Origin of the sequence: Neobacillus sp. PS3-34, assembly GCF_030915465.1 — a bacterium.
Lineage (GTDB): Bacteria > Bacillota > Bacilli > Bacillales > Cytobacillaceae > Neobacillus_A.
Genome location: NZ_CP133267.1, coordinates 3,312,964 through 3,336,348 on the forward strand (window position 1 = coordinate 3,312,964; position 23,385 = coordinate 3,336,348).

14 protein-coding genes, 7 pseudogenes, 1 riboswitch and 1 other annotated feature are annotated in these 23,385 nt (G+C 41.7%); of the genes and pseudogenes, 13 read left to right on the forward strand and 8 right to left on the reverse strand.

The window, feature by feature from the left end; genetic code table 11:
* Positions 1 to 1,054: 1,054 nt before the first annotated feature.
* Positions 1,055 to 2,644 carry a phosphoenolpyruvate carboxykinase (ATP) gene (gene pckA / locus RCG23_RS17205; RefSeq protein WP_308176692.1) on the reverse strand — a complete coding sequence of 530 codons (1,590 nt, stop codon included), beginning with the start codon at positions 2,642 to 2,644 and terminating at the stop codon, positions 1,055 to 1,057.
* A 196-nt stretch (positions 2,645 to 2,840) separates the two neighbouring features.
* Between pckA and RCG23_RS17210 the strand changes: the two genes are divergently transcribed.
* The 3 genes and pseudogenes from RCG23_RS17210 (at position 2,841) to asnB (ending at position 6,973) form a co-directional block, all read left to right on the forward strand.
* Positions 2,841 to 3,215 carry a thiol-disulfide oxidoreductase DCC family protein gene (locus tag RCG23_RS17210; protein WP_308176693.1) on the forward strand — a complete coding sequence of 125 codons (375 nt, stop codon included), beginning with the start codon at positions 2,841 to 2,843 and terminating at the stop codon, positions 3,213 to 3,215.
* An 81-nt stretch (positions 3,216 to 3,296) separates the two neighbouring features.
* Positions 3,297 to 3,431: riboswitch (SAM riboswitch) on the forward strand.
* Between the two features lie 216 nt (positions 3,432 to 3,647).
* Positions 3,648 to 4,849 (forward strand): annotated as a pseudogene (gene metK / locus RCG23_RS17215) (methionine adenosyltransferase).
* A 231-nt stretch (positions 4,850 to 5,080) separates the two neighbouring features.
* Complete coding sequence (gene asnB / locus RCG23_RS17220) at positions 5,081 to 6,973, forward strand: asparagine synthase (glutamine-hydrolyzing) (protein WP_308176694.1); 1,893 nt, start codon at positions 5,081 to 5,083, stop codon at positions 6,971 to 6,973.
* Here the strand turns inward: asnB and RCG23_RS17225 are convergent.
* Both RCG23_RS17225 and RCG23_RS17230 read right to left on the reverse strand, forming a co-directional pair.
* The gene (locus tag RCG23_RS17225) at positions 6,970 to 7,845 is read right to left on the reverse strand and encodes a C39 family peptidase (protein WP_308176695.1); all 876 of its coding nucleotides are present in this window, start codon (positions 7,843 to 7,845) and stop codon (positions 6,970 to 6,972) included. The genes asnB and RCG23_RS17225 overlap by 4 nt on opposite strands.
* 108 nt (positions 7,846 to 7,953) lie before the next feature.
* Positions 7,954 to 8,466: a gamma carbonic anhydrase gene (locus RCG23_RS17230; RefSeq protein WP_308176696.1), complete on the reverse strand. Its 513-nt coding sequence runs from the start codon at positions 8,464 to 8,466 to the stop codon at positions 7,954 to 7,956.
* Between the two features lie 175 nt (positions 8,467 to 8,641).
* On the opposite strand from RCG23_RS17230, the gene RCG23_RS17235 reads away from it, so the two are divergent.
* Entirely contained in the window at positions 8,642 to 9,445 is an 804-nt protein-coding gene (locus RCG23_RS17235) for an alpha/beta fold hydrolase (protein ID WP_308176697.1), read from the forward strand.
* Positions 9,446 to 9,463: 18 nt separating this feature from the next.
* A pseudogene (locus RCG23_RS17240) lies at positions 9,464 to 10,544 on the forward strand (tetraprenyl-beta-curcumene synthase family protein).
* A gap of 42 nt (positions 10,545 to 10,586) precedes the next feature.
* On the opposite strand, the pseudogene RCG23_RS17245 reads toward RCG23_RS17240, so the two are convergent.
* Together RCG23_RS17245 and RCG23_RS17250 are read right to left on the reverse strand one after the other, a co-directional pair.
* A pseudogene (locus RCG23_RS17245) lies at positions 10,587 to 11,158 on the reverse strand (class I SAM-dependent methyltransferase).
* Positions 11,155 to 12,120: pseudogene (locus tag RCG23_RS17250) on the reverse strand (TIGR01212 family radical SAM protein). Before RCG23_RS17250 ends, RCG23_RS17245 begins: the two co-directional pseudogenes overlap by 4 nt.
* A gap of 236 nt (positions 12,121 to 12,356) precedes the next feature.
* Here RCG23_RS17250 and RCG23_RS17255 point away from each other — a divergent pair.
* From RCG23_RS17255 to RCG23_RS17275, 5 genes and pseudogenes are all read left to right on the forward strand, one after another.
* Positions 12,357 to 12,614 (forward strand): YtzC family protein, encoded by a 258-nt coding sequence (locus tag RCG23_RS17255; RefSeq protein ID WP_308180092.1) that lies wholly within the window; start codon positions 12,357 to 12,359, stop codon positions 12,612 to 12,614.
* 33 nt (positions 12,615 to 12,647) lie between these two features.
* Positions 12,648 to 12,827, forward strand: coding sequence for a glycogen biosynthesis protein GlgD (locus RCG23_RS17260; RefSeq protein ID WP_308180093.1), 180 nt, complete (start codon positions 12,648 to 12,650; stop codon positions 12,825 to 12,827).
* Positions 12,828 to 13,337: 510 nt separating this feature from the next.
* The gene (locus RCG23_RS17265; protein WP_308176698.1) at positions 13,338 to 14,528 is read left to right on the forward strand and encodes an MDR family MFS transporter; all 1,191 of its coding nucleotides are present in this window, start codon (positions 13,338 to 13,340) and stop codon (positions 14,526 to 14,528) included.
* A 102-nt stretch (positions 14,529 to 14,630) separates the two neighbouring features.
* Positions 14,631 to 14,845, forward strand: a binding site (T-box leader).
* A 41-nt stretch (positions 14,846 to 14,886) separates the two neighbouring features.
* A pseudogene (leuS, locus tag RCG23_RS17270) lies at positions 14,887 to 17,303 on the forward strand (leucine--tRNA ligase).
* Positions 17,304 to 17,364: 61 nt separating this feature from the next.
* Entirely contained in the window at positions 17,365 to 17,670 is a 306-nt protein-coding gene (locus tag RCG23_RS17275) for a rhodanese-like domain-containing protein (RefSeq protein ID WP_308176699.1), read from the forward strand.
* Positions 17,671 to 17,746: 76 nt separating this feature from the next.
* Here the strand turns inward: RCG23_RS17275 and RCG23_RS17280 are convergent, their stop codons facing one another.
* The gene (locus RCG23_RS17280; protein WP_308176700.1) at positions 17,747 to 18,724 is read right to left on the reverse strand and encodes a cation diffusion facilitator family transporter; all 978 of its coding nucleotides are present in this window, start codon (positions 18,722 to 18,724) and stop codon (positions 17,747 to 17,749) included.
* A gap of 187 nt (positions 18,725 to 18,911) precedes the next feature.
* On the opposite strand from RCG23_RS17280, the gene RCG23_RS17285 reads away from it, so the two are divergent.
* Positions 18,912 to 19,112: a sporulation protein Cse60 gene (locus tag RCG23_RS17285; RefSeq protein ID WP_308176701.1), complete on the forward strand. Its 201-nt coding sequence runs from the start codon at positions 18,912 to 18,914 to the stop codon at positions 19,110 to 19,112.
* Positions 19,113 to 19,126: 14 nt separating this feature from the next.
* Here the strand turns inward: RCG23_RS17285 and RCG23_RS17290 are convergent.
* Positions 19,127 to 20,392, reverse strand: a pseudogene (locus RCG23_RS17290) (NAD(P)/FAD-dependent oxidoreductase).
* Positions 20,393 to 20,641: 249 nt separating this feature from the next.
* Here RCG23_RS17290 and RCG23_RS17295 point away from each other — a divergent pair.
* Together RCG23_RS17295 and RCG23_RS17300 are read left to right on the forward strand one after the other, a co-directional pair.
* Positions 20,642 to 22,257: pseudogene (locus RCG23_RS17295) on the forward strand (oligosaccharide flippase family protein).
* 18 nt (positions 22,258 to 22,275) lie between these two features.
* Positions 22,276 to 22,995, forward strand: a complete 720-nt coding sequence (locus tag RCG23_RS17300; protein ID WP_308176702.1) for a pseudouridine synthase — start codon at positions 22,276 to 22,278, stop codon at positions 22,993 to 22,995.
* Positions 22,996 to 23,123: 128 nt separating this feature from the next.
* Here RCG23_RS17300 and RCG23_RS17305 read toward each other — a convergent pair whose 3' ends face one another.
* The gene (locus RCG23_RS17305) at positions 23,124 to 23,345 is read right to left on the reverse strand and encodes a DeoR family transcriptional regulator (RefSeq protein ID WP_308176703.1); all 222 of its coding nucleotides are present in this window, start codon (positions 23,343 to 23,345) and stop codon (positions 23,124 to 23,126) included.
* Positions 23,346 to 23,385 lie beyond the last annotated feature (40 nt).

Genomic DNA, 23,385 nt, shown 5'->3' on the forward strand with positions numbered 1-23,385 from the left:
CTTTATTGTTATAGCAAGATTTTTATACATCTTTATGAACTTTAGAAATAAGCTCTACCAGTTTATTTCTAAAGGGACAAACCGATAATTGCCTGTATTAGTCCAATGCAAGGGTTATTCGGACAGGGTAAGTCGAAAATTGCCTAGGATAGTCCGAATGCGAGGCTTATTCGGACAGGGTAAGTCGAAAATTGCCTAGGATAGTCCGAATGCAAGGCTTATTCGGACAGGGTAAAGCGAAAATTGCCTAGGATAGTCTGAATGTAAGGGTTATTCGGACAGGGTAAGCTGAAAGTTGCCAGGGATAGTCTGAATGCAAGGGTTATTCGGACAGGGTAAGCTGAAAGTTGCCAGGGATAGTCTGAATGCAAGGGTTATTCGGACAGGGTAAGCTGAAAGTTGCCAGGGATAGTCTGAATGCAAGGGTTATTCGGACAGGGCAAAGCGAAAATTGCCAAGGATAGTCTGAATGCGAGGCTTATTCGGGCTGGGCAAAGCGAAAATTGCCAGGGATAGTCTGAATTCAAGCCCATTCGGTCAGGACAAAAACTTCAGTCGCAAAACGGGGTTTTATAAGACAGTTTAAAAAGTAAAATGGTCAAAATTAGAATACTTCTTAAAAACTACAATCTATCCGTATAAAAGGAAGAGTGGCTTGGAGAAAACTTCGAGTCATTCCTTAAATGTATTCTCCTGTGTTTTAATTGGCGAATTGTTTGTGATTAGAGGTGATGTGCCTCCTGCGATTTTAGTTTTGTATCTCACAAGTGAACCATTAACATATAGACTGGGTTTTTGGATTGTATAAGTGGCGCCATAGAAAATTGGAAAAACCGTTTTTCGCTCATAGAAAGGCGTTATGCACGCATAGAACCCAAAAAACGCACAAAGAACCATAAATTTAGCGCATAGAAATGAAAATTACGCGCATAGAAAACCAAAAGCTCATAGGCTTTTTAACCAAATAAAAACACGATAAAAAGGAAGTGGACTTAAGCCACCATAAACAGAAATATAGCTAATACAAAAAAATAGACCGGGAATCCGGTCTATTTCACCAATTAAGCGATTGGCCGCCTTTTTCTTCAATTTCAGATGAAACGTCAGTGAACTTTTTAAAATTATCACGGAATCTTGCTGCTAGTTCCTTCGCTTTTTTCGCATAGGCCTCCTGGTCAGCCCAGGTTTTGCTAGGCTGCAGAACCTCATCAGGCACACCGGCTACATGCAAAGGAATATTCAATCCAAAGATTGCATCCTTCACCGTTTCAACATGGTTTAATTCGCCTTCAAGCGCTGCCTGTACCATTGCTCTCGTATAGGAAAGCTTCATGCGGCTGCCTGTGCCGTATTCTCCGCCAGTCCAGCCTGTATTAACCAGAAATACCTTTGCATTGTGCTCAAGGATTTTTTCACCGAGCATGTCTGCATAGCGTGTTGCCGGAAGCGGCAAGAATGGTGCGCCAAAGCATGTAGAGAATGTTGCCTGCGGTGAGGTGATTCCGCGCTCTGTTCCGGCAAGCTTCGATGTATACCCACTTAGGAAATGGTACATTGCCTGTTCCTTTGTCAATTTAGAGATTGGGGGCAGAACTCCGAATGCATCGGCTGTTAAAAACACAATCGTGTTCGGATGGCCTGCAATGCTTGGATCGACAATATTGCTGATTGCCTGGATCGGATACGCTGCACGAGTATTTTCTGTTAAAGTTCCGTCATCATAATCAGCGATGCGTGATTCACTGTTAACCACTACATTTTCAAGAACAGAGCCAAAGCAAATGGCATCATAGATTTGTGGTTCTTTTTCCCTCGTCAGATTAATGCATTTAGCGTAGCAGCCACCCTCGATATTGAATACGCCGTTGGATGACCAGCCATGCTCGTCATCACCGATAAGACGGCGGTTGGCATCTGCTGAAAGCGTTGTCTTGCCTGTTCCGGAAAGACCAAAGAACAAAGCAACGTCACCCTCAAGGCCAACATTGGAAGAGCAATGCATAGATAGAATATTATTTTCAGGAAGAAGATAGTTCATTACAGAAAAAATGGACTTTTTCATTTCTCCTGCATACTCTGTCCCTCCGATTAAAACGGTTCTTGTTTCAAAAGAAATAATAATAAAGGTCTCTGAATTTGTTCCGTCTACTGCAGGATCTGCCTTAAAGTTAGGAGCGGAAATAACCGTAAATTCAGGATTGTGGCCAAGAAGCTCTTCTTCATTTGGGCGGATAAACAGCTGGTGGACAAAAAGGTTGTGCCAGGCAAATTCATTGATTACCTGAATTGGAAGCTGGTGTTTTTTGTCAGCACCTGCAAATCCTTTGAAAACGAAGATTTCGTCTTTTTCTTTTAAAAATTCAAGTACTTTATTATATAATTTAGTAAAAGATTCTTTTGAAATTGGCTGGTTTGATCCCCATTCAATTTTATCTTTAACAGAATCCTCTTCTACGATAAACTTGTCTTTGGGTGATCTTCCTGTATATTTACCGGTAGAAACACGGACGGCACCTGTAGAAGTCAAAGATCCTTCTTTGCGGTTTAACACTTTTTCAACGAGCTGAGGTACCGATAATTGGACCTGCACATGATCTTCTTTTAATAAGTGGCTTAATTCATTTGGAATATGGACAGAATTCATCTGATGATAACCTTCCTTTACCATTTGTTTTTGAAAGTGATTACATCTTGATAAATAGTATAACACATTAACTTAAATAGTCTATACTATTGACGAAATTTTAAACGAGCTTAATGAAATAAATGTTGTTTAAAAAAAACTAAAATTATGTCAAGGTTTTCACAAACATGCCAGCCGATAAAGGAGATTGATGGCAATGAAAATGGTTACTTTATATGATGAAAACTGCTCCTTATGCCAGGAAACCAAGAGATGGTTCCAGAAACTTGACTGGCTGCAACGGGTGAAATGGACTTCCTTGCAGGAATACGAAAAAGGGAATTACCATCAATCCTTCAATAAGGTTGAACTGAGAAAGGAATTACATTTGATTTTGCCGTCAGGCCGCCTGTTAAAAGGTTTTTTTGCGGTCAGGAAACTTCTGATCCATTTTCCGGTTACATTCATTATCGGACTTATTTTATATATTCCATTAATGCCTGTTATTGGCGTTCCAATTTATAAATGGATTGCTAAAAACCGCTACCGATTTTTCAGAAAAAATTGTGATAATGGAAGCTGTTCCCTTTGAATTTTTTAAATTGAAAAACTCAAGAAAAAACATTGACAGTGTTCGACATGGTGCGTTATGATTTTACATTGAACGGATACTCTCTTATCCCGAGCTGGTGGAGGGACAGGCCTATGAAACCCAGCAACCTGCTATACGAGAAAAATGGCCTGCGAAGGTCTTTTTCCTAGCGAAGGTGCTAATCTGACGCAAGGCTTTGACCTTGAACGATAAGAGTGAAAGGCGCGGAACATTCTGCTTTCAACCTTTCCTCACACTGGGAAGGTTTTTTGTTTTGTAATGCCCTTTTATGATAAGAGTTTCTAATAAAAATCCTTTGTTTATTTAATACTACTAAGGGAATGAGTACCGTATCAAATGTCAGAGGTTCAAGAAGTATTCCTGTAACCTTCATAAAACCTCGATTTATCCCAATATATAGGAGGAATTCAGATGTCAACAAAACGTCGTTTGTTCACTTCTGAATCAGTAACTGAAGGTCATCCGGATAAAATCTGTGACCAAATTTCTGATTCCATTTTAGATGCTATTTTAGCAAAGGATGCTAATGCAAGGGTAGCTGCGGAAACTTCTGTAACAACAGGCCTTGTGCTTGTGGCAGGAGAAATTACCACTTCCACTTATGTAGACATTCCAAAAATCGTTCGCGAAACAATTAAAAACATCGGGTACAACCGTGCTAAATATGGCTTCGACTCCGAGACATGTGCTGTTTTGACTTCTATTGACGAGCAGTCTGCTGATATCGCAATGGGTGTTGACCAGGCATTGGAAGCGCGTGAAGGCAAGATGTCCGACGAAGAAATCGAAGCAATCGGTGCCGGAGATCAGGGCGAATGTTCGGGTTTGCCTGCAACGAAACAAAAGAATTAATGCCATTGCCAATCTCTTTGGCTCACAAATTGGCACGCCGCCTGACTGAAGTGCGTAAAGAAGAGATTCTTCCTTACCTTCGTCCGGATGGAAAAACACAGGTTACAGTTGAGTATGATGAAAACGATAAGCCAGTTCGTATTGACACAATCGTTATCTCCACTCAGCACCACCCTGAAATTGCACTTGAGCAAATTCAGCGTAATCTAAAGGAACATGTTATCAACCCGGTTGTTCCAAAGGAACTAATCGATGAAAATACAAAATACTTCATTAATCCGACTGGCCGTTTCGTAATTGGCGGACCACAAGGTGATGCTGGTCTTACAGGCCGTAAAATTATCGTTGATACTTACGGCGGTTATGCTCGCCACGGAGGCGGCGCATTCTCTGGTAAGGATCCTACAAAGGTTGACCGTTCTGCTGCATATGCTGCGCGTTATGTTGCTAAAAACATCGTTGCCGCAGGTCTTGCAGATAAGGTAGAAGTACAGCTTGCATATGCAATTGGTGTTGCGAAGCCAGTATCTATTTCTGTTGATACATTCGGAACAGGAACAGTAAGCGAAGATATCCTAGTTGACTTGGTAAGTGCAAACTTTGACCTGCGTCCAGCTGGTATCATCAACATGCTTGACCTTCGACGTCCAATTTACAAGCAAACTGCTGCTTACGGCGATTTCGGCCGCAGCGACGTGGATCTTCCATGGGAACGCACGGATAAGGCTGAAGCATTAAAGCAACAAGCAGAAGCTAAGTAATAAGATAACAGGGAGTTACATTCATTTGTAACTCCCGTTTTTATTTCCAATTTATTTATAGGTAATTTGGTTTACCGCAGTCTTAAAACGTGTAAACTTCTGTTGATGTTTAATTTTTCCTTTAAGGTTCTAAGTGCCATTTTTTCTTTTTTAGTGTTAGTATTAGATGGTATGATTTTTCGAGGTAATACAAAAACGAATTTGTTAGAAACGGAGTAGGTGACGTACATAATGTGTGGTTTCATTGGTTGTGTACACGACAAAGCACAAATTTATCGTGACGAACAAAAAGAGCAATTTAAAAATATGAATGATATTATTACACACCGGGGACCGGATGATGACGGATTTTTTTATGATGAGCATATCCAGTTCGGTTTCAGGCGTTTGAGCATTATCGATATTGAAAGCGGGCATCAGCCCCTTACTTATGAAAATGAGCGGTATTGGATTATCTTTAACGGCGAGGTTTACAACTATGTTGAACTTCGAGAAGAGCTGCTAAAAGAGGGATTATCGTTTGCAACAAGTTCGGATACAGAGGTAATCATCGCTCTTTACAGCCATTTAAAAGAAAAGGCTGTTGAAAAGCTTCGGGGAATGTTCTCGTTTGTTATCTGGGATAAGCAGGAGCAGACACTTTATGGGGCGAGGGATCCATTCGGAATCAAACCATTTTTCTATTTTGAGGATGGTGAACGCACTTTCTTTGCATCTGAGAAGAAGAGCATCCTTCTCGCACTCGAAAATGATGTATTGAATTACGATTCCCTGCAGCATTACCTGACGTATCAGTTCGTACCAGAGCCTGAAACAATGTCAGCAGGTATCCATAAGCTAGAACCAGGTCATTATTTCACAAAAAAAATAGGCGAACCAATGCAAATGAAGCGTTATTGGAAAGCCCTTTTCCAGCCTGTTCAAAAATCAGAAAATGAGTTCATCAAAGAAATCAAAGATGTTCTATTTGATTCAGTGAAAATGCATATGCGAAGCGATGTTCCTGTCGGTTCCTTCCTTTCTGGAGGTATCGATTCTTCCATCATTGCGTCGATTGCAAAAGAATACCACCCGGCAATCAAGACGTTCTCAGTCGGCTTTGAACACAATGGCTTCAGTGAAATTGATGTAGCCAAAGAAACGGCTGACAGACTGGGTGTCGAAAATATCAGCTATGTGATTACACCAAAGGAATATATGGATGAACTGCCTAAAATCATGTGGCATATGGACGATCCACTTGCAGACCCTGCTTGCGTTCCGCTTTATTTTGTAGCACGTGAAGCAAGAAAGCATGTAACGGTTGTTCTTTCCGGTGAAGGTGCAGATGAACTGTTCGGCGGTTACAATATTTATCGCGAGCCGCAATCACTTGAAGTATTCAACAAAATTCCTCGTGTCGGGAAAGTGCTGTTAAAAGGAATTGCCAGCATGATGCCGGAGGGAACAAAAGGAAAGAGCTTTATTGAGCGCGGCGTAACACCAATGGAAGAACGCTATATCGGTAATGCAAAGATGTTTACTGAAGAAGAAAAGCGTGAATTGCTGAATGTGTACCGTAATGGATTGGACTATACAGACATTACGAAACCTTTATATCAGGAAAGTGCCGGCTATGACCCGGTTGACCGGATGCAATATATTGATATCCACACTTGGATGCGTGGCGATATCTTACTGAAGGCTGATAAAATGACGATGGCTCATTCACTGGAATTACGCGTGCCTTTCCTTGATAAAGCTGTTTTTGAAACAGCTTCAAGAATTCCGACAAGCCTGAAAACGGCAAATGGAACAACGAAATACATTCTCCGCAAGGCAGCGGAAGGAGTAGTTCCTGATCATGTGCTTAACCGTAAGAAGCTTGGCTTCCCGGTTCCGATCCGCCATTGGCTGAAAAATGAAATGAACGAATGGGCGAAAAAAATAATCCGTGAAAGCAACACGGACCATTTATTCAACAAAACATATATGCTGAAGCTTCTTGAAGATCATTGCCAGGGTAAAGCGGATAATAGCCGCAAGATTTGGACTGTCCTGTCGTTCATGGTCTGGCATCAAGTGTATGTAGAAAAGAAATATTCCTTTGAACAAGAAGCAACTCTACAAACGGCAAGAAACTAACTTGGAAGGTAGGTAATTGCCTGCCTTCCCATTTGCACCCAGGATTCTTCAAAATCCTTTATGGGTGCTTTTTTATTTTTTTCGCCGGTCAAAGGATCATTGAAAAAGACGAAATCTTTATTATAGCCGGTTAATAATACAGCATGCTCTTTATAGGTTATTTTTAATAGGCCGGAAGGAGTATTCCAATATTGGAATTGGCTTTCATCAAGCTTTTGGTAAGTAGTATTGGTTATCACCCAAACAGGGCGGCCATCGGAAAGATGAATTTTTAATTCTTGGAAATCGCCGCCCGATAAGTCATCAATCCTTCCAGGCAGATATTTTTCTGCAAGCGCACTGATGGGTGCATGAAAAACGCCCAATCCTGGTTTCTGGAAATCGTACATATTTCCGACGAAACCATTGTTTGGGTTGCCAAAATAAACCTTGCCGGCATCAATTTTATAAGGCGTCAAATCCTTTTTTACTTCTTTTGCAAGTGTCAGCTTATCAACTGCTATGCCTGCATGGCCAAGAAGCATAGCTAAACTGGTTACTTCACAGCCGCGTGGGAGCTCAGGGAATTGCCTCACAACAGGGGCGTCTAGTTGTACCCGGTCTTTTATTTTGATAATGGGTATTTGTAAATGGTCTTCAAGAAACATTCCGGTTTTAACTGCCGGGGAATATACCAGGTTTTTAATTGTACTGTAGGCTTTGGCTGCATGTCCTGGCAGAAAATTATCCATAATGAACGCAGAGACGATCATTAAAAATATAAATAGTGAGAAAATCGCAGACCTCAATAAACTGGCGCTTTTCTTAAGCATTCGAATCAGCTGCAGAAGAATTAGTACGAGGAAGGCAATGATTAAATATAACGTATTCATGAAAATCACCTTTTATTTCTAAACAATCTTTACCTATATTATCGGCAGTATATTTGGTTTTGTTAAGACAAAAAAGCTCATACTAAGAAGTATGAGGTTTGATTAAGATTAATCCTTCAAGGATCGGTAATAGGCTCCTTTTTCAGCATACTCTCTGGAGATCCTCTCCATATCCTTGATGTCATCTGCGTTTAATTCCCTGATCACTTTAGCAGGCCTGCCAAAAGCAAGTGTATTGGGAGGTATTTTCTTTCCTTGTGGGACAAGGCTTCCAGCACCAATAAAGGCTCCTTCACCGATTTCAGCCTGATCAAGAATAATGGATCCCATCCCTATTAATGCTTTTTTTCTAATGATGCAGCTATGAAGGATGACCTGGTGGCCAATGGTTACTTCGTCCTCGAGAATAAGCGGATTGTTCGGGCTCTGGTGAAGGACGGAATTATCCTGTATATTCACACGGTTTCCGACGATGGTTGGGGCAACATCACCTCTTATGACCGTATTAAACCAAACGCTCGATTCTTCTCCGATTTCGACGTCACCCGTTATGGTGGCGTAATCAGCAATAAATGCGGTATCAGCGATTTTAGGGTATTTACCCTTATATGGATAAATCATGTGCACTCTCCTCTGGAAATGATGTCTTCATTTTATCGAAATTTGCAGTGCCCGTAAAAGCATTTCATACTGAAATTTTAGGTGAATATGATATAGTACTACTATTGTAATAGTTATTTTATATTTCTGCGGGAGTCTATTCCTGATAGGATATTTATTTTTAGGAGTGAAAAAAATGTGGAAATGGGAAGCTGAAGGAGAAGCGAAAGCGGTCATCGTAATGGTTCATGGAGCGATGGAGCATCATCGCCGCTACGGCTGGCTGATTGAAATGTGGCGCCTGTCCGGCTTTCACGTAATCATGGGAGATCTTCCTGGCCAGGGAATGACAACCCGTTCACGGAGAGGGCATATCGATTCCTTTGATGAATATATCTTCGAAGTGAAGGATTGGGTGCAGGCTGCCTATCAATACGAATTACCAGTCTTTTTGCTTGGGCACAGCATGGGAGGGCTGATAACCATCCGCCTTCTCCAGGAGGAACGCCTGAATATCGCTGGTGCCATTCTCTCTTCACCATGCCTTGGACTGGTACATGAACCATCTAAATTCCTTAATGTCGTTTCTTTTGGGCTGAATACTCTTTTACCTGCCCTTAGAATGAACTCAGGGCTGACAGTCGATATGGCCACAAGGAATATGGATGTCCGTGAAGCGGACGTGAATGACACGCTTTATGTAACAAAGGTGTCAGTAAGATGGTATCGGGAGCTGGTGGAAGGAATCAAGCTTGCCTTTATGAACATCGAAAAAATCCAGGATATACCAATGCTTGTCATGCAGGGTGGCGATGACAAAATCGTCAAAAAAGACAAGGTGAAAGAATGGTTCAACCGTGTTCCTCTTTCTGAAAAGAGATTTAAGGAATGGCCTAAATGCTATCATGAGATTTTTAATGAACCAGAACGAGAAGAAGTATTCGAATATGCTCAAGATTTTGTCAAAAGCCAGCTAAAAGCAATTGGCTATATATTGTAAGGGAGATTGTCAGTTTCTATGATGCCTATCAGCTTAATGTCCAGGGTGTACCGTAAGATCATGCCCGCTGTCCACCATGAGCTTGCATATTGGAGAAGCCGGGCCGAACAAATTCCCAATCCGGAATTAAGAATGCAGCCTCGCCAGTATTGAAAGTAAGACCTTCCATTGTGAGGGAGGCGCCATCCTGGCTCTAATGGCAAATGAACATTACAAGCTTGCTGTAAAATTCATTGTTGCTTACCAGACGATTAGTGATTACCTTGATAATCTTTGTGACCGAAGCACATCACTGGATCCGGCAGACTTTGCCGCCCTGCATGAATCGATGGCAGATGCGGTGAAGCTTGAGTCAGTTAAAAAAAATTATTATAGATTTCGGGAAGATCAGGAGGATGGCAATTATTTGGCCGAGCTTTCTGAAACGTGCCGATCTGTTATGAGAGAGCTTCCCCATTATGGATTGGTAAAGGATTACCTTAGCGAGCTATGCGAATACTACTGTGATTTACAGATTCATAAGCATGTTGTGCAAGAGGAACGTGTCCCCAGGCTGATGGATTGGTTTGACCGTTATAAATCAGAATTACCCCAGATGGAATGGTATGAGTTTTCAGCTTGTTCGGGGTCTACCTTAGGGATTTTTTGCTTAGTGTCATATGCTATGAGGGATGACTTTACCCAAAAGGACGCGGACAATATTCGCGAGGGTTATTTTCCCTATATTCAGGGCTTACATATTTTGCTTGATTATTTTATCGATCAGGAAGAGGATCTTGAAGGCGGGGATTTGAATTTTTGTTTTTATTATGAAAATCAAAGCCAGCTCTTTTCTCGGCTTACGCATTTTGTTGAGGAAGCGGACCGTCATACCGAACACCTTCCACATAAATCCTTCCATAAAATGATCAACCGGGGTCTGCTTGGCGTTTATCTTTCTGATGAAAAGGTACGGAGACAGAAAATTGTCAGGAAGCTGGCCAGAGAAATGATTAAGTCGAGTGGCGGTGTCAGCTACTTCTTTTACATAAATGGGCGTATCTATCGTTCGCTGCAAAAATGGACACCAGCCAGTATAACACGGCTGATTTTTAAATAATGAAAAAAGATGAAAGGGACTGTTCCGCAAGATCAGTCCCTTTCATCTTTTTTCGATTGCCACAATGAAGGGCGGTTTATTTTTTTGATTAATAAACTGGTATTGCAGGACGTGTGCGACATTTTGGTCAATTTGTTTCGAATATCTCTGCAAATAATCACGTTCTACTGCACCTTCGGGATGGCCATGGTAAATAACAAGAACGATGATTCCGCCAGGGCCATTATTTCTATAAGCTGCCCTACAGCAGAAATAGTAGTAACGGGTTTGGTGACGACCGATTTATCGCTTCCAGGCAGATAGCCCAGATTGAATATGGCAGCCTTAATTTTTCCGTGATGAACTGGGGGAATGCACGTGCTGACATTCTCATGTCCTTCATGAAAAAGAGTTACTCTTTCTGAAAGACCATGCTGGGCCAAACGAGCTTTGCTAGCCAGGATAGCGTCTTCCTGAACATCAAAGCTGTAAACTCTTCCTGATTCCCCAACCAAATTGGCCAAAAAAAGCGAATCATAACCATTGCCCAGTGTGGCATCCACCGTAATATCGCCCTCGTGAACGGCCTTTTGGATTAACGTCCGGGCAAATGGTAAAATTCCATCCAGCTTCATCTTTTAAACACATCCTCATGTGAATAAAATTTACCCTGCCAGCTGTCCCGCTTTTTCAGCTCCGCATCGATGGCATTTAAAACTTCCCACTTATTTACGCTCCACATCGGTCCAACCATAAGGTCAATCGGGCCGTCACCTGTAATTCGATGAACAATCATTTCAGGGGGTAGGATCTCTAGCTGGTCGCAAACTAAGCTTACATAATGATCAAAAGAAAGGAACTCAAGCATACCTTTTTCGTATTGTTTTACCATAGGTGTACCCTTCAATAAATGAAGAAGATGGATTTTGATACCCTGCACATCGAGCTTCGCCAGCCTCTCTGGCTGTTTCCATCATCATTTCATTTGATTCAAGCGGGAGCCCGTTGATGATATGGGAGCAGATTCTGATACCATGCTTACGAAGTTTTTTTACGCCTTCCACATAGCATTGAAAATCATGCGCGCGGTTAATCAATAAAGCAGTCCGTTCGTGGACTGTCTGCAGGCCAGCTCTACCCATAAATATGTCCGCTGGTTCAGCTCTGCCAGGTATTCGACGACGTCGTCAGGCAGGCAATCGGGACGGGTGGCTATTGATATACCGATCACGCCATCTTCCTTTAATACCGGTTCGTATTTTTCCCGAAGAACCTCAACAGGGGCATGAGTATTCGTAAAGGCCTGAAAATAAGCCATGTATTTACCGTCTTTCCATTTTGTATGCATTTTTTCTTTTATTTCACGGAACTGAATTTCTAGGTCATCCACCCTATTACCGGCAAAATCCCCTGATCCTGCCGCACTGCAAAACGTACAGCCTCCGTGGGCAACCGTGCCGTCACGGTTTGGGCAGTCAAAACCCCCGTCTAAGGCAACTTTAAAAACCTTATGGCCAAATTGCTGGCGCAAATGGTAGTTCCATGTATGATATCTTTTTACATCTGCTGCATATGGAAAAGGGTTGGTCTGAAGCATTCAGTAACCTCCTTTATGCTTTTAAAATTAAAAATATGCGGAAATCTTAGCCGCACAAACTGAATTTTAACATGAAGAAGAACTCTTATCCAATTGAAATTGTTCCTTTTAGTGATGGAAGCAATTATCAATGGCAAGTTGTGATAGGAAAATAAGTTGTGAACACAATAAGAAATGAAGCAGTTTGCTTCAGAAGATGGGCAGGGTTTACCTGCCTTTAGGAAAGGGGTTTTATGATGGCTACTCGCCAATCGATGGAAGATTTCCTGCAAAAATGTGAGGACGCTATTCGATATGCCCAGGACCAGTTCAGGGAAAGCAGCCTGCAGGAGCAATATAACAATGATAACTATACAGGTGCTTTGCAGGAGCTCGAAGATACGTATAACGAATTGTGCCATTTGGCGCATAGCGCTAATGCCCAGCAGAGGGAACAGCTGCACAGGATGAGATTGCAGATTCAGCAGCTTCAAAACACGATGATTTTGCAATAACTTTAATTTTTGCAGGATGGGGGAAATGTGATGGTGAAAAAACGCTCTAAGAAAAATAACCCGGAACAAAAAACAAGAAATGGTTTGAACAATCAGGATATTGAGCTGGGAAGAGACATTGACCCGGTCAAGGAATCCAAGAAAGCCTATGAAAAAAAAGGCGGACAGCCTGTAAAATCAAAGTTTCACCAGGAACAGAATCAGTCTTCCTGAGGAACATTTTAAGATAAGATACTTGCAGAAAACACTGGATCCGCTATGGATTCGGTGTTTTCTTGTAGCTGTTTTCTAAAAGATTGTTGTTTTGCAGATAGGTTTTAAAAGCAAATCCTTGAAAAAGAAGTTGATTGGAGCGGAAGGTGCGAGACTCCTGCGGGAGCAGCGGGACAGGTGAGACCCCACAGGCGCTGTGCGCCGAGGAGGCTCACCGCCCGCCCCGCGGAAAGCGAGCATCCTGGAGTGGAAATCAACTACTCCTTAACTAGCAACAAAGTAAACGAAAACAGCTTTTCTTTTTGATTATTTTTACAGGATAATAATAAGAAAACAACTGACGATTCCGATTGTCAAAAAAATAGGAAATAAGTACAACGAAAAAGGATTGCAAGGTTTGGTGAAAAAGTCTAAAATTACTTGGGTGTTCGAAACAAAATACAATAAGTTTAGTTTAAGTACTGGGCTAATTTATGTACTTGAGCTTTTCTATTTAAAGGAGCGTTTTTCATGCCGCGTGCATTATGGCTCTTAATTATCGGGATGGCAGTAAATGTTACTGGCTCTTCTTTTTTATGGCCTTTAAATACAATCTATATCCATCAGCATTTAGGAAAGTCACTAACTGTTGCTGGTTTTGTCCTAATGCTGAACTCTGCAGCCAGTGTTGTTGGAAACCTGTTTGGCGGCAGCCTTTTTGACAAAATTGGCGGCTATAAAACCATTTTATTAGGGATCGGGATTTCTTTGGCTTCACTTATTGGCTTGACCCTTTGGCATGGATGGCCGGCATATATAGTTTTTTTTACAGTTGTGGGTTTTGGGTCAGGAATCGTTTTCCCTTCCATGTATGCGATGGCTGGAGCTGTGTGGAAGGAAGGGGGCAGGAAGGCATTTAACGCTATTTATGTTGCTCAGAATCTGGGGGTAGCCATCGGTGCTGCACTTGGAGGAATCGTAGCCGATTATTCATTCCAGCTCATCTTTTTGGCAAATACTTTAATGTATTTGATCTTTTTGTTAATTGCTATTTTTGGCTATAAGGGTATTGAAGTGGACAATGCAAATCAGACGTCCATTCTTCGGGAAAACACTGCAGTTAAAAGCTATAAAAAGCTTTATGCCCTTCTCGTCCTGTGTGTTGGCTACCTTCTTTGCTGGGTCGCATATGTACAGTGGCAAACCACGATTGCTGCCTATACCCAGGAAGTTCATATTTCATTAACACAGTACAGTTTGTTATGGACGATTAATGGGGCTCTTATCGTGCTTGGCCAGCCGTTACTCATCCTATTTCATAAGAAATTCACAAGTACGCTTAAGGTCCAAATGATAATTGGAAATATTATTTTTATTGCCGCTTTTTTGGTCGCCGCAAATGTCACAGCGTTTTCCGGCTTTTTAAGCGGTATGATTATTTTGACCTTTGGTGAAATGCTGATTTGGCCGGCAGTCCCGACGGTGGCAAATGACCTGGCTCCAAAGGGGCGTGAGGGCTTTTATCAGGGGATTGTCAATAGTACAGCAACTGGAGGAAGAATGATTAGGCTGCTCCTCGGCGGGATGCTTGTGGATTGGTATGGTATATCCATGCTGTTTGTCGTATTAATTATATTGTTCTTTATATCGATTTTTACAACTATTGTCTATGACAGGAAATTGAAGGAAGTAAAAAAGGTATCTGTAAATCTCCCATCCTAAACGTTTTACATTGGTTTGTAGCACATTTTTTAAAATCAGTGCCAGCAAGCTTGCATCTTAATGGGAAATTATATAAAATAACACTAAGCAAAAACGAATAGGTCAGGAACTGTGAAAAGGAGCAGTAGTGATCAATCCCCGCTGTAGAGAGTTGGCGGTCGGTGCAAGCCAGCCGGGGAAATCATGAACTCGCCTTTGAGTTGCAAATGTGAAGTCAAGTAATATTTGCCGTTTTCCGCGTTAAGGATGAATGAAGCGAGTGTTAAAACACTAATGTGGGTGGTACCGCGGGAAGATACAATCCTCTCGTCCCAATTTTTTGGGATGAGGGGATTTTTTTATTTGAGGAGGAATTTACATGAGTTTCAAGCATCAGAAAATCGAAAAAAAATGGCAAAAAAAATGGGAAGAAGAAAAAACATTTAAAACAAGTGAAGAAAAGGGTAAAAAGAATTTTTACGCTTTGGATATGTTCCCGTATCCATCTGGAGCCGGACTCCATGTTGGTCACCCGGAAGGATATACAGCGACGGATATTTTATCCCGCCATAAGCGGATGCAGGGCTATAATGTGCTTCATCCAATGGGTTGGGATGCATTCGGCCTTCCAGCTGAACAATATGCACTTGATACAGGAAATGATCCGGCCAATTTACTAAAAAAAATATCGACACATTCCGCCGCCAAATAAAAGAGCTTGGATTTTCATATGATTGGGATCGAGAGATTAGTACGACCGATCCTGAATTTTACAAATGGACACAATGGATTTTCTTAAAGCTTTATGAAAAGGCCTTGCTTATATTGATGAAGTGGCCGTGAACTGGTGCCCGGCTTTGGGTACGGTTTTAGCCAATGAAGAAGTTATTGATGGCAAGAGTGAACGCGGCGGCAGACCCGGTTGAACGCAGGCCGATGAAGCAATGGATACTTAGAATTACCGAATATGCAGACCGCTTGCTTGAGGATCTTGAAGAATTGGATTGGCCGGAAAGCTTAAAGGATATGCAGAGAAACTGGATTGGCCGTTCAGAAGGCGCAGAGGTGACCTTTGCAATTAATGGAATGGATGAGACATTTACTGTTTTCACGACTCGTCCAGATACACTGTTTGGTGCAACATATGCAGTTCTTGCTCCGGAGCATTCATTGGTGGCTAAAATTACAACGGATGAGCAGCGAGAGGCTGTAGAAGCTTATTTAAGCAAGGTAAAGATGAAGAGCGATTTGGAACGGACTGATCTTGCCAAAGAAAAGACGGGTGTTTTCACTGGAGCTTACGCAATCAATCCTGCAAATGGACAAAAAATGCCAATCTGGATTGCGGATTATGTACTTGTAAGCTACGGAACCGGCGCAATTATGGCTGTACCTGCACATGATGAACGTGATTATGAATTTGCGAAGGAATTCAAGCTTCCGATTGTTGAAGTTGTCGCAGGTGGAAATATTGAGAAGGAAGCATATTCAGGTGAAGGTGCACATATCAACTCTGAGTTTTTAGATGGATTGCAAAAAGACGAAGCCATTAAAGAGATGATTTCCTGGTTAGAGGAGAAAGGTATTGGCACGAAGAAAGTGACATATCGCCTTCGTGACTGGTTATTCAGCCGCCAGCGTTATTGGGGTGAGCCGATTCCAATTATCCATTGGGAAGATGGCACATCTACTGCAATACCGGAAAATGAACTGCCATTAATTTTACCAAAAACAACGGAAATCAGGCCTTCTGGTACTGGGGAATCACCATTAGCTAATATTGAGGACTGGGTAAATGTAACGGATCCGGCAACAGGCAAAAAAGGGCGCCGTGAAACAAACACTATGCCGCAATGGGGCGGAAGCTGCTGGTACTATTTGCGCTATATCGACCCGAAAAACGATCAGGCTCTTGCAGATCCAGAAAAATTAAAGGAATGGCTTCCTGTTGATATTTATATCGGCGGTGCTGAGCATGCTGTTCTTCACTTACTATACGCGCGGTTCTGGCACAAGTTTTTATATGATATCGGTGTTGTTTCAACGAAGGAACCGTTCCAAAGGCTGTTTAATCAGGGTATGATCTTGGGCGAAAACAATGAGAAAATGAGTAAATCAAAGGGCAACGTCGTGAATCCGGATGATATCGTCGAAAGCCATGGCGCAGATACATTGCGTTTATACGAAATGTTTATGGGGCCGCTGGATGCTTCTATCGCCTGGTCTACAAACGGGCTTGACGGTTCACGTCGTTTCCTTGATCGTATATGGCGCTTGTTAGTGGAAGAAAACGGAGAGCTAAGTCCGAAAATCCAGATAAATGAAAAAGCAGCTAATTTGGAGAAGGTTTACCATCAGACGGTTAAAAAAGTAACCGAGGATTACGAAGGCTTAAGATTCAATACAGCCATTTCACAGATGATGGTATTCATAAATGAAGCATACAAATCAGCTGTATTGCCAAAAGAATACGTGGAAGGGTTTGTAAAAATGCTTTCGCCAATCTGTCCTCACATTGCCGAGGAATTATGGGAAAAGCTTGGCCACAGCGGAACGATTACCTACGAACAATGGCCTTCATACGATGAAGCGAAGCTGGTCGATGATGAAGTGGAAATTGTTTTACAGGTAAATGGCAAGGTAAAGGCAAAATTATTGGTAGCCGCTGATGCAAGCAAGGAAGCGTTAGAGCAAATTGCCATGGCAGATGAAAGGGTTAAAGAGCAAGTGGAAGGGAAAACAGTCAGGAAAGTCATCACTGTTCCCGGCAAGCTCGTTAACATTGTTGCGAACTAAAAAAGAAACCATCCTCCTGGCAGGATCAGGAGGATGGTTACCGGGAAGGAAGTTATGGAAAATGGAAAGAATTGAAACAATCTCAACGGAAGAATTAAAAAATAAGCTCGAAGCAGGCGAACAGCTTGAGCTTGTGGATGTACGCGAGGATGAAGAGGTTGAGCAAGGGATGATTCCTGGAGCAAAGCACATCCGTATGGGTGATATACCTGCTAATCTTGATTATTTTAATAAAGACAAAGAATATATCTTTATTTGCCGCTCGAGCCGTCGTAGTGAAAATGTCTGCTACTATCTTAAGGACCAGGGATACAAGGTTCGCAATATGGTAGGCGGAATGCTCGAGTGGACTGGTGATGTAAAGTAAGTTCTTAAGTGAAAAGGCTGCCCGGTGGACCGTTGTTAACGGTTCATGAGGCAGCCTTTTTTTAAATACAACTATATTATTTGGAACCTGAATCCACCTTTTCCTCCTGCCAGTTCGCCACTCCGTCATCTTCATCGAACTCAATGATGACATCTGCTACGCCTTTTTCGGCAAATATTTTCTTTTCTAACCGGTCTTTAATATCATCTGCAGCAGCAATGGTCAAGTTCGGGTCAATTTCTATTTCAACTTCCACATGGACTTCTTCGCCCTCTTTTATCACGTATATTTCCTGGATATCCCTTACATCGGGGTCAGCCATAATCATATTGCCGATTTTTTCTTCCATTATTTCATCTGCCACTCCGAGTACTCCAGCTGCATTATCTAAAAACACCTTGGCAACAACGTAAAACATCAGGCCGCCAATCATTATGGAAGCAATTCCCTCTGATTGATGAAACGGCGTATAGTGAGCAACAATGACAGAAAGTATAGCCAAAATGCCTCCGCCAGTTGCGACTAAATCCTCCAGGAAAACCAGCTTGGTTGCCGGTTTTGCCTGTCCCAAATGGGCAAAGCTTTGCTTGAATATTTCAATCCCTTTAGCTTTTACATTATTTTCGTGGAGAATTTCATTCATCGCTTTAAATAGAACCAATGATTCCAAAACCGTAGCACATGCAAGGACTGAAATATTGATGAAAAAACCTTGGGATTCTGTCGGGTGGATAATATGTCTATATCCTTCTTTTATTGTTTCGAAAGACATTATTCCTACTATAAGGACAGCCCCGAGCAGGACAAGATTTACTAATCTTCCAAATCCATTAGGAAAGCGATCGGTCGGCATCTTTTTACTTAAGGCCGACCCAATGAAAACAAATAGCTGATTAGCTGTATCTCCGAGGCTGTGCATGGTTTCAGCGAACATTGCAACATTTCCAGTAAACATAAAAGCTGTTCCTTTAATGACTGCCACCACTGCATTAACAATGGCAGCCAAAAAGGCGGATTTATTTCCTCTTTTTAAAAGTTGGACAAAGTCTCCCATTATTTCCCTTCTTTCTGTATTTAATCGTTAGGGATTTGTTTAGTTTCCTCACTAGTTCCCGTTTTTATATATCCATATTCTTTTTTATACCCAATTTTTTGCACAATAATTTTAATCCATCAAGCTTCTTTTTAAAATTCAGTAAAAATGGATAGAATGATAGAAAAAAGGGAAAGGAGGAGGACTATTGATACAGGTCAAGTTATTTGATCGCGAGCATGAAAAGGATTTGGAATGGGAAATGAACCGGTTTTTAAAAGGGCTGGATGAGAAAAAACTGCTTGATATTAAATATAATGTGGCTGCCATTCAGGAGGATGTAGAAGAGGAACAAATCTATTGTTTTTCAGCCATGATTATTTACAGGCCTGACCGCAATCAGGCCTGATATTTTCGAAAATTTTATCTCCCTAAAGAAAAGTTTGCAGCATTGGTTCCAGCTAACGGCAGGTAACAAGGGCAGCTGTAATATTGTATCCGCCGGTATAGCCATGGATATCAAGGATTTCTCCGCAAAAATACAGGCCATTCATTAATTTGGATGCCATTGTCTGGGGCTCAATTTCTTTTATCGATATGCCTCCACCAGTAACAAACGCCTTTTCAAGCGGCAGGGTGCCATTCACCAGGAAAGTGAGCTGTTTGCAGCTTTTCGCAAAGGAACGAATTTTTTCATTGCTGATTGTTCCGCACTGTGCCGCAGGGTCAATATTGTTTTGTTCGAGCAGGAATATTAAATATCGCTCTGGAATCAGCCCTTTTAGGCAGTTTTTGATGCTTTTCTTCGGGTCATTTTTAATAAGCGCCAAAATTTCCTGAAAAAGTGCTTCCTCTGATTTGTCGGGAAGTGCATCAAGATTCATTGTTACCTCTTGGAGATTCCATTTTTTCATCGCTTTGACTACAAATTGGCTGCATCGCAGGACTGCTGGACCGCTTATGCCGAAGTGGGTAAAAATCATATCCATCCTGTGGGTAATCAGTGGTTTTCCTTTAGGATTTAATACACTTAAATTAATATCCCTTAATGATAAACCCTGCAGAGTTTTATTTTTAATAAAGGGCTCTCTGGATGTGACCGGAACCTCTGTCGGGAATAGGTCTGTTATCGTGTGGCCTGCTTTTTCGCCCAGGCGTAGCCATCTCCGGTTGAACCTGTGTGCGGCACGGACTTTCCTCCTGCAGCTATGACCACTGAGCCGGCATTGATCTTATTTCCATCCTTTAGCAGAACTGCCGCAGTTTTATCGTCTTCATAAAAGACATCCTTGACGGGTGAATTTTTCCAAACCTTGATGTTTAGCTCTTCAATCCTAGTTAATAGAGCATCGACTACTGACTGGCCTTGTCCGAGACCGGGAACATCCTGCCATGATCTTCTTCTTTTAAAGCGATTCCTAACTTTTCAAAAAACCTGATAATGTCTTCATTATTAAAAATCGAGAAAGCACTGTACAAAAATTTTCCGTTCCCTGGAAGGTGCTTAATAATTTCTTCTACTGGAAGGCGGTTCGTGACATTGCATCTGCCGCCACCGGATATAGCCAGCTTTCTGCCAAGCTTGTCCCCTTTATCTATTAACAATACTCGGGCACCTTTCTCGCCAGCAGCTATGGAAGCCATTAATCCTGAAGGGCCGCCGCCAATTACAATTACATCAAATTCCATTCATTCATCAACTCAATTTCGTCCAATTTACTTCATTCATTATAAACATTTCCAACCATGCTGAAAAGAAAACACTGTTAAAAAGGAATTTTTTAAAATGCATGGAATGTTAGTAGCGTCTGAGGGAAAAGAAGAGTAAACTACTAATAGTGTGCGAAAATTGCCGAATTTCCTTTGGCTAACGCACACGTGAAATTGTTTAGCACATGCGCCAATTGCGCTTGCGCTTTTCTATTAGGAAGGGATTCTATGTCATCTAAGTTATTAAGAGGAACGTTTATTTTAACTATTGGTACCATGCTTTCGAAGGTGCTTGGTTTAATTTATGTATTGCCATTTTATAAGATTGTCGGTTCGCATGGAACGGCTTTATACCAGTATTCATACGTTCCTTATACGATTTTTATCAGTATTGCAACAGCAGGCGTACCACTTGCAGTTTCGAAATTCATCTCTAAGTATAATGCACTTGAGGAATATGCGGTCGGTAGAAAGCTGTTTAAATCAGGGCTTGTCATCATGCTCTTATCTGGCATGCTCTCGTTTCTTATTTTATATCTGGCCGCGCCTAAGCTTGCTATCTTGAGCTTACACGGAAAAGAAGAGCTTTCAAATGTGAAAAATGTTGTGACTGTAATCCGGGCAGTAAGCTTTGCGTTGATTGTTGTGCCATTCATGAGCCTGATCCGAGGCTTTTTCCAAGGCCATCAATCTATGGGCCTTCCGCTGTTTCACAGGTGGTCGAACAGATTGTCCGGGTTGTTTTCACGCTCGCAGGTGCATATGTTGTTTTAAATGTACTAAAAGGAAGCCTGGTCACAGCGGTTAGTGTTGCTACCTTTGCTGCATTTATCGGAGCAATCGGCAGTTTAGCAGTATTATTCTGGTACTGGTATAAACGGAAGCCGTATTTGGACGAGCTTTTGCTGCAGGATAAGGGGACAATGGATGTTTCCCTAAAACAAATGTACAAAGAGATTTTAATTTATGCCGCACCGTTTGTATTTGTGGGAATTGCGAACCCACTTTTCCAGTTTATAGACCAAATGACCTTTAGCAGGGCGATGTCGGCAATTGGAATGGAGAAGCATGCAGAGGATGCCTTTTCCATTTTGAACTTCCAGTCCCATAAGCTTGTCATCATACCCGTATCGCTCGCGACTGCCTTTTCATTGACACTCGTACCGAGCATAACGAAGGCGTTCATTGAAAATGACAAAAAAAGCATGAACTATCAGCTAAATCAGGCATTCCAGGTATTGTTGTACCTGACGCTTCCGGCAGTGGTTGGTTTGTCCTTATTGGCAGAGCCAGTTTATACCGTTTTTTATGAGCATCTTTCCGCGGGTACTGAAGTATTGCGGGCTTATGCCCCGGTAGCCATTCTCTTTGCGCTATATTCTGTTACGGCTGCGATCTTGCAGGGTATTAACGAACAGCGTTTTACCATTCTTAGTTTGCTGACAGGGCTTCTTATAAAATTAACGCTGAATATTCCGCTCATAAAATTGATGGAAACAAGGGGTGCAATTCTGGCAACAACACTTGGATACTTAGCGGCCATACTAATCAACCTTTATGTAATAAAATCTTATTCACGTTTTAGTTTCAGGCTCGTTTTGAGACGGAGTATGCTGATTGTCATTTTTTCAGCATTGATGTGGGCAGGAACATACGCTGTCTACAGAGGAACATTGCTGTTCCTGTCTCCTGACTCAGCGATGCAGTCGATTTTAATCATATTAATCTGTGGTACTGTTGGGGCGGCAATTTATATTTACCTTAGTTTTAAAACAAGATTTGTCTATCATTTGTTTGGTGAAAGAGTAGATAATCTGAAGAGAAAGTTAAGACTTCCAGTATAGAATGTCAGGAGGGCTAGAATGAGGATAGATAAACTGCTGGCTAATCTCGGTTTTGGCAGCCGGAAAGAAGTGAAGAAGCTTCTAAAAGATGGTGCTGTCAAAGTGAATGATATTGTTGTAAAGGATGCAAAACAGCATGTGGATCCAATCAATGAGAATGTAACATTGAATGGAGATAGAATCGAATATAAAGAATTCATATATTTAATGATGAACAAGCCCCCAGGTGTTCTGTCCGCTACAGAAGATACAAGAGAGGAAACAGTCATCGATTTATTGGAGCTTGAAGATCAGGTATATAATCCTTTTCCGGTCGGAAGGCTTGATAAGGATACAGAAGGGCTTCTGCTGATTACAAACAATGGCCAGCTTTCCCACCGTTTGCTGTCGCCAAAGAAACATGTCCCAAAGACTTACTTTGCGGTAATCGAAGGGGAAGTGACCGAAGAAGACGTCAAAGCTTTTAAAAATGGAGTAACTTTGGATGATGGTTACTATACTAAGCCAGGGGACCTGGTAATCCTGAAATCCGGCTTAATGTCCGACATTGAACTGACGATAACTGAAGGGAAATTCCATCAAGTAAAACGGATGTTTGAGTCAGTGGGCAAGAGGGTTGTTTACTTAAAAAGAATGTCCATGGGCCCGCTTAAGTTGGATGATACGCTTGAGCTCGGAGAGTACAGGGAATTGGAAGATGAGGAAATACAATTACTGAAAGAATATCAAGTTATATAGAAAAATCGCCCAAGTGCTGGGCGATTTTTTTTAGCTAATCAGAATTTATATCCATAAATTCTGAACGCATAAGAAAAACTAAGGCATTCGCCTAAGTACTTGGTGAATGCCATATTTTTCTAATATATTTACGAGGTCATTTTTACTTTTTTCTTCGTAGTTGTCCATTTTCCCCGGCTAGGACTGATTACCAGGTCATTATAAACCAGGACATTTAAGTCTCTTTGAATCGTGCGAGGAGTGATACCAAATTCCTCTACAAGCTGTTGTGTGGAAACCATTCCGTTCTTACAAATAAACATGTAGATGCATTTGATACGGTTTAACATCCGGTTAGTCGAAGGTTTCAAAAAACCACTCCCTATCCTTTTTTCAAACCTATGGCATATT